Below are 406 nucleotides of genomic sequence, written 5' to 3'. Positions count from 1 at the left end.
CTGTTCGCGCTGTAATGCGAGTGGTTTTCGATGTCGCTGTACGTCAGTGTGCCGGTCGACAGGCTGTTCTTCGACGAATCTGCGGTGCTGGATATCACCGCGCCCGTCAGGCCCGTATTGCCCTTGACGTTGATATCGAAGCCGCCGCTGCCCGCGTTGATGCCCGCCTGCTCGTTGACCTGGGCATAGTTGCCATCGGCATGGCCGTTCTGCGCGCTGAAGCTCGCGCTGCCGCCGCCCTGGCTGATGCTGAAGCCACCGCCCGCGCTGCTCTGGTGCGCGGTGCTCACCGTCGTATCCTGCACGCTCCGGATAGCCAGGTTGCCGCCCACATCGGCCGTCACCTGTTTTGCGTTGACCTGCGAACCCGTGATGTTCGTATCACCGCCGCTGATGATCGTCGCGC

At 63.5% G+C, this 406-nt stretch carries 1 protein-coding gene; it reads right to left on the bottom strand.

Annotation, left to right across the window (positions count from 1 at the left end; genetic code table 11):
• On the bottom strand, window positions 1-406 hold a 406-nt coding region (locus J8I87_RS44250; RefSeq protein ID WP_209938954.1), incomplete at both ends, for a hemagglutinin repeat-containing protein.

Source organism: Paraburkholderia sp. LEh10, from assembly GCF_017814945.1.
GTDB lineage: Bacteria > Pseudomonadota > Gammaproteobacteria > Burkholderiales > Burkholderiaceae > Paraburkholderia.
The sequence above is the reverse complement of the archived record's forward strand: the minus strand, read 5'-3'. Positions and strand labels throughout refer to the sequence as shown.